8 protein-coding genes are annotated in these 6081 nt (G+C 68.3%); 2 read left to right on the top strand and 6 right to left on the bottom strand.

The genetic code is table 11. The features are described from left to right. Together AC2VLV_RS08075 and AC2VLV_RS08070 are read left to right on the top strand one after the other, a co-directional pair. A partial coding sequence (locus AC2VLV_RS08075; protein ID WP_486989489.1) for an SDR family NAD(P)-dependent oxidoreductase occupies window positions 1-276 on the top strand: 276 nt, incomplete at its 5' end. A gap of 24 nt (window positions 277-300) precedes the next feature. Continuing rightward, window positions 301-609, top strand: coding sequence for an antibiotic biosynthesis monooxygenase family protein (locus AC2VLV_RS08070; RefSeq protein ID WP_486989488.1), 309 nt, complete (start codon window positions 301-303; stop codon window positions 607-609). 42 nt (window positions 610-651) lie between these two features. On the opposite strand, the gene AC2VLV_RS08065 is transcribed toward AC2VLV_RS08070, so the two are convergent. From AC2VLV_RS08065 to AC2VLV_RS08040, 6 genes are all read right to left on the bottom strand, one after another. Beyond that, entirely contained in the window at window positions 652-1329 is a 678-nt protein-coding gene (locus AC2VLV_RS08065) for a histidine phosphatase family protein (RefSeq protein ID WP_486989487.1), read from the bottom strand. A gap of 87 nt (window positions 1330-1416) precedes the next feature. Beyond that, a complete protein-coding gene (locus AC2VLV_RS08060; protein ID WP_486989486.1) occupies window positions 1417-2664 on the bottom strand; it encodes a Y-family DNA polymerase in 1248 nt (415 codons plus the stop codon). A 100-nt stretch (window positions 2665-2764) separates the two neighbouring features. Further along, window positions 2765-3637 (bottom strand): DMT family transporter, encoded by an 873-nt coding sequence (locus AC2VLV_RS08055; protein ID WP_486989485.1) that lies wholly within the window; start codon window positions 3635-3637, stop codon window positions 2765-2767. 39 nt (window positions 3638-3676) lie between these two features. Next, window positions 3677-4177, bottom strand: coding sequence for a methylated-DNA--[protein]-cysteine S-methyltransferase (locus AC2VLV_RS08050; RefSeq protein WP_486989491.1), 501 nt, complete (start codon window positions 4175-4177; stop codon window positions 3677-3679). A 14-nt stretch (window positions 4178-4191) separates the two neighbouring features. Further along, window positions 4192-5646 carry an AlkA N-terminal domain-containing protein gene (locus AC2VLV_RS08045; RefSeq protein WP_486989484.1) on the bottom strand — a complete coding sequence of 485 codons (1455 nt, stop codon included), beginning with the start codon at window positions 5644-5646 and terminating at the stop codon, window positions 4192-4194. Window positions 5647-5729: 83 nt separating this feature from the next. Continuing rightward, a complete protein-coding gene (locus AC2VLV_RS08040) occupies window positions 5730-6068 on the bottom strand; it encodes a VOC family protein (protein ID WP_486989490.1) in 339 nt (112 codons plus the stop codon). Between the last annotated feature and the right edge of the window lie 13 nt (window positions 6069-6081).

Genomic DNA, 6081 nt, shown 5'->3' with positions numbered 1-6081 from the left:
TCGAAATGGGGCGTGGTGGGTTTTAGCGAATCACTGCGGCGCGAGGCCTACAAAGACAATATCCGCGTCACCGTGATCGAGCCGGGCGTGGCCCAGACCGAGCTGCGCGACCATATCGCCCACGCGCCCACGCAGACCGCCCTCAACAACTGGGCCGACAGCATGCGCCAGCTGCAAAGCGCAGACATCGCCCGCGCCATCGTGTTCTGTGCCGGCCAGCCGGCGCATGTGAACATCAACGAAATTTTGATGCGCCCCACCGATCAGGAACGTTGAACCCAACTCTGGAGACTCCCCAACATGATTCATGAACTCGCCGATATTCAGATCCGGCCCGGCAGTCAGGCCGAATTCGAAGCCGCCATCGTCCATGGCGTGAACACCGTCATCTCGCACGCCAAGGGGTTCGAAGGCTACGAGATCCGCAAAGGGATTGAAACGCCCGAACGCTACCTGCTGATGATTCGCTGGGCCACCCTGGAAGACCACACCGTGGGCTTTCGCCAGTCCGAGGCGTTCTCGCAGTGGCGGGCCATCGTCGGCCCCTACTTCGCGCAGCCCCCGGTGGTCGAGCACTTCACGACCTTGCCGGAAACGCAAAAAAATTGAACGCCGAAGGAGCGCCTGTACGCGGCCCTGGCCGCAGCACCGTCAACCCTCCACCGTCGGGCGCCACCATTTCGAGATGCGTTCGGAAATCTCGCGGTCGGGATACGACTGGTAATGCGAGATGTCGTTGAACAGCTTGAGACGCGGGCGGACCTCGTTCATGAAATCGAGAATGGTCAGCGCAGCGGGGCTTTGATCGAGGCGCTCGCGGTAGCCGCGCGCGTCCAGGCCCAGAAGGCTGCTGACGAGCAGGCGATTGGTGCCTTTGTGCGAGACGACCAGCACGGTCTGATGCCGGTGCCGCTCGATGATCTCGCGCAGAAAGGGCAGCGCCCGGTGGATGACGCTCAAGCCCGACTCGCCGCCTTCGGGCGCCACCAGCAGCGGGTCTTCCTCCCACAACTCGTAGGCCTGCGCAAAGCGGTCGATGACTTCGTCGCGGGTCAGGCCTTCCCAGTTGCCGTAGTCGATCTCGCGCAGCGCGGCGGCGGTCTGAACCGGCAGACCATGCGCGGCGGCCACGCGCTGCGCGGTTTCCATCGTGCGGGCCATCGGGCTGGCGTAGGCCGCGGCGATGGGCACGCTCGCTAGCCGCAGGCCCAGGCTGGCGGCCTGCTCGCGCCCTTCGTCGGACAGGGGCTCATCGTTCGATCCGGCAAAGCGGTCTTCCAGCGTCAGGCGGGTTTCGCCATGACGGACGAGCAGGATGCGTGTGGGCATCGGGGTCTCCCAGAGAGATGGTGGATGGAGGGTTGTGCGGCACCATTTTCACCGCAGCCTTGGAGTCTCGTGTATTCATCCCCCTCATCAGCCCTCCGTTTCCAGATCAGGGATGTGGTTGAACGCAATGCGCATGGGGGCTTCCTCCCGTCCCTGGTGGCCGCTGCCGCAATAGATGGTGTGGCGGCCGTAGCGCACGTTGAGGGCATCGACTGCGCCCCACAGCGCGGCCTGCTCCGCATCGGAGCCGGGCACGTCGCCCTCAAACAGGCTGGCGCTGGTCTGCCCGGGCTGGCGCAGATCGTGCAGCAGCATGGCCACTTTCATCGGCGCCCAGCCCGCAGGAACCATGCCGGGCCACAACTCGCGCAGGGTGTGCAGCAGGGCGCGGGTGTCGGCCGTCGGCGCGAAGCGGGCGCCGCGCTCGGGACGCAGACGCTCGCCGTGCCGACGGGTGAGCTTGAGCATCACCGTCATGGCGCCGGCCAGCAGGTGCTCGCGGCGCAGGCGCATCGCGGCCTTCTGCGTGAGGCGGTCGAGCACGGCCAGCGCGCCCTCGGCGCTGCGCATCTCGGGCGGCAGCACATGCGAATGGCCGAGCGAACGCCGCGGATTGGCCGCCTGCACGCCCGACACCAACCCGTGCAACCGGTCGAAGAAAGCCTCGCCCGCGATGCCGCCCCACACCACGCGCAGTTGCTCGCGGCGCGCCCGCCAGAGCTGCTCCACGCTGTGGATGCCCTGCGCCTGCAGCCGCGCCAGCATGCGCACATTGATGCCGGTGAGATCGGTGAGCTGCATGCGCAGCAGCGGGCCGGGCAGGTCGGTGGAGTCGAGCACCACCAGACCATCGGGCTTTTGCAGATTGGACGCCTGCTTGGCGAGAAACACATTGGGCGCGACGCCCACCGAGACCCGCAGGCACTCGCCCAACGCCTCGCGCAGCGCGGCCTTGAGGCGCAGCGCCAGTTGCGTGGCGCGCTCGCGGCTGGTCCAGCCCATGGGCAGGCTGCAGGTCATCTCATCGATGGAGAGCACCCGCTCCACCGGCGCGATGGTGTCCACCACGGCCACGGCGCGGTGGTGAATCTGCACATACTCGGCATGCCGCGCCACCACGAACACGATGCCCGGACAGAGCCGACGCGCCTCGGCCACCTGCGTGCCGGTCTTCACACCGAAAGCCTTGGCCTCGTAGCTGGCGGCGATGCAGCAGGTGGTGTCGGCCATCATCGGCACCACGCCCACCGGCCGCCCGCGCAACTCGGGGCAAAGCTGCTGCTCCACCGAGGCGAAATAGGAGTTGAAATCGACCAGCAGGCAACGCAGCGTCATGGCACTTCGTGCCGATTGGGGCACGCTCGAATACTGTTTTTATGTTCAGTATTTCACAGCGGCGACCACAATGCAATGTGGGCCGAACCGCGGACTTCTTCTACACCCGCAAACCCACCAGCCGCTTCCACTGTCCGCTCGCCAGCGCGGTGCCCAACAGGATGATCGCGCAGCCCGCCAGCATGGCGCTGGTGACGGCTTCTTGCAGGAACAGCGCGCCCCAGAGCATGCCGAAAGCCGGAATGAGGAAGGTGACCGAGGCAGCGTAGGCCGCGCCCACCTGCGCCACGAGGCGGAAGTACAGCACATAGGCCAGGCCGGTGCACAGCACGCCCAGCGCCGCCACGGCGGCCCAGATGTCGCCCTGCACCGCGTGCGCAGGCCAGGTGAACGCTGCGGGCAGCGCGAGCAGCACCGTGGCCGTGAACTGGCTGCCGAAAGCGGTGAGGGCCGGATCGGCCCCGGCCAGATGGCGGCGGACGTAATGCACGGCAAAGCCATAGGACACAGGCGCCAGCAGTACCGCAGCAACCGCCCACGGCGCAGCGCCCTGCGAGAGGCCGGGCTGATCGCCCACCAGCACGACCACGCCCAGCAGGCCGACGCCCAGTCCCACGACCTGCGCCCGGCCAATCGGCGCGCCGAACAGCGTCGCCCCCAGCACCGCCGCCCACAGCGGGGTGGTGGCATTCAGAATGGCCTCGAAGCCCGCGCCCAAGTGCAGCGCGCCGACCGCGAACAAGGTGAACGGCAACGCGGAGTTGGTCACCCCGACGACCAGCAGCGGCCCGAGTTTGCGGCGGAACTGGGCGCGCGCCGCGGCCGTGCGAAGCACCGGCAGCAGCACCAGCGAGGCAATGCCCACGCGCAGCGCGATGAGCGGCACCGGCCCGAACTCGGGCACGGCGATGCGCAGAAACAAAAAAGAAGCGCCCCAGATGGCGGCGAGCAGAAACAGTTCGATGAAAGGCATGGGCGTGATCCGGCTGATGCGCAGCGCTGGCCGTAGCGCTCAGGCCGCGCGCGGGCGACGGGGCGTAGGGGTTTGCGTGGGAGTTCGCGTTGAAATCGGGGCAGCGTGTTCGAGATCGAGCAGCGCCTGCTTGCGCGGCAGGCCGGCAGCGTAGCCGGTCAAGCTGCCGTCATGGCCGATGATGCGGTGGCAGGGCACGACGATGAGCAGCGGGTTGCGCCCCACTGCCGCACCCACGGCGCGCGCATGGCCGGCGGGCAGGCCCAGCCGCTGCGCGAGCAGCGCATAGCTGACCGTCTGTCCGTAGGGCACGGTCTGCAGCGCCCGCCAGACCGCTTGCTGGAACGGCGTGCCCTGGGGCCGCAAGGGCAGATCGAAGGGGATTACATCGCCGCTGAAATAGGCCTGAAGTTGCGCGCGGGCACGCTGCAGCAGAGGTGTGTCGTCGGCGGTTGGAGGCGTTGCGTCGTCGAGAAAACTCAGGGCAGTGAGCCCGTCTGCCTCGGCGGTGAGTTGCAACGCGCCCAGCGGGCTGTCCATGACCAAGACGGCTTTCACGATGTTTCTCCTTCAGTCGCGCGGCGCCACAGATGCACCGCGGCATAGCCCCGCCACGGCGCCCAGCGCTCGGCATGGGCCAGCACGTCGGCCGGACGGGTCAGGCCGAGTTGTTTGCGCAACACCAGATCGCCGGCGGGAAAGGCATTCGGCCAGCCCAGACCGCGCAGCGCAATCACCTGCGCCGTCCAGTCGCCGATGCCGGGCAGGGCCTGCAGCGCCGCAAGCGTGGGCTCGACCGGGGCGAGCGGCTGCAGCGCCACGCGTCCCTCGGCCACGGCCAGCGCCAGCGCGTGCAGGCTGAGGGCGCGGGCGCCGGTCAGGCCGCAGGCGCGCAGCGCCTCGGGGGTGCAGGCGGCGAGCGTGGGCGCGTCGGGCAAGGTGCGGCACAGACCGTCGGGCGCATCGGGCACGGAGGTGCCGTGACGCTGCGCCAAGCAGCCAAGAATGAGGCGCGCCTGCGACAGGCCGATCTGCTGGCCGACCACGGCGCGCATGGCGATCTCGAAGCCATTGAGCGCGCCGGGCACGCGCAGGCCAGGCACTTCTGCGGCAAACTCGGGCAGATGGGCGTCGATCAGATCGGGGCGCGCGCTGAGGTCGAACAGTCGCCGCACGCCGGCCAGAATGCGGCCGATGTGCGGCGACAGACGTGGCGGCAGGGTGAGGCGCAAGCTGTGGCGCTCAGGCTCGTGGGTCACCGCGATCCAGCCCGTGACCGGCGCCGCGCCCGGCTCGTCGGCGAAGGCAAGGGCGCGGCTGTAGCGATCGGCGGTGACGCGCTCCACACCATCCACCGCGCGACGCGCCAGAAAGTCGACCATCTGGCTCCAGGCGTAGGGGGGCCGGTAGGCGAGCGACACGGTAAGCAAGTCTTCCTGCCCGCAGGCGCCGCCCGTCCGCCGCAGGCTCAGCGGCGTCAGGCCATAGCGTGTGCGGAACAAATGATTGAACCGCCGCACGCTGCCAAAGCCTGCCGCGCCGGCCACCGCCGCCATCGGCAGCGCCGTGTCGGTGAGCAGGCCCTTGGCCAGCAGCAGCCGCTGCGTCTGCGCATACGCCACGGGCGAGACGCCGAATTCCGCCTCGAAAATGCGCCGCAAATGCCGCGGCGTGATGCCCACGCGGCTCGCGACGGTGCTCAATCCGTCGCGATCGGTCAGCCCCTGGTCGATCAGCGCGGCCGCGGCGCGGGCGAGCTGGCCGGAGAGATCGAGCACACCGTGCCCCGGCGCCAGCTCGGGACGGCAACGCAGACAGGGCCGATAACCCGCCTGCTCCGCCGCCGCCGCGCTGGGATAGAAGCTGCAGTTGCGTTTGAGCGGCGTGCGTACCGCACACACCGGCCGACAATACACCCCGGTGGACGACACGCCGACGTAAAACCAGCCATCGAAGCGGCGGTCGCGGGTGAGCAGCGCGCTGTAACAGGTGTCGGGATCGAGTTGCATGCCCTCACTCTAGTCGCCCGGCGCGCCGCCGTCTGGCCGAAAACGGACATCAGTTTGTCTATCGAAAAAGGCGTGAAAAGGCCCTACACCGCCTCGTGGCACACGGCTTCAATATTGTGTCCGTCCGGGTCGAGGACGAAAGCGGCGTAATAGTTCGGGTGGTAGTGCGCCCGCACGCCCGGGCGGCCATTGCCCCGCCCGCCTGCGGCCATCGCGGCACGATAGAACGCATCGACCCTTTCGCGGGTATCCACCCGAAAAGCCACGTGAATCGGCGGCTGGTTTGGGCTACCTAGGCTAGGGCCTGCTAACGCTATTGATGCACCCGCGTTGGCCCCAGCAGCGGAGGGCTGCCAAGCGGGGGGCACAAGCAACGCATGTTGACGATAAACAGGGCGCCACAACCCCAGAAACCCCCGCAGGCGGCAACCCCAC

Source organism: Thiomonas sp. TH-17 (genome assembly GCF_057473305.1).
This window is presented reverse-complemented; position numbering and strand designations above follow the sequence as displayed.

Bases quoted from the DNA above. Each gene is read 5' to 3' on its own strand.
- AC2VLV_RS08070 (WP_486989488.1), top strand. From the start codon at position 301: ATGATTCATGAACTCGCCGATATTCAGATCCGGCCCGGCAGTCAGGCC.
- AC2VLV_RS08060 (WP_486989486.1), bottom strand. From the start codon at position 2,664: ATGACGCTGCGTTGCCTGCTGGTCGATTTCAACTCCTATTTCGCCTCG.
- AC2VLV_RS08050 (WP_486989491.1), bottom strand. From the start codon at position 4,177: ATGGACAGCCCGCTGGGCGCGTTGCAACTCACCGCCGAGGCAGACGGG.
- AC2VLV_RS08065 (WP_486989487.1), bottom strand. From the start codon at position 1,329: ATGCCCACACGCATCCTGCTCGTCCGTCATGGCGAAACCCGCCTGACG.
- AC2VLV_RS08045 (WP_486989484.1), bottom strand. From the start codon at position 5,646: ATGCAACTCGATCCCGACACCTGTTACAGCGCGCTGCTCACCCGCGAC.
- AC2VLV_RS08055 (WP_486989485.1), bottom strand. From the start codon at position 3,637: ATGCCTTTCATCGAACTGTTTCTGCTCGCCGCCATCTGGGGCGCTTCT.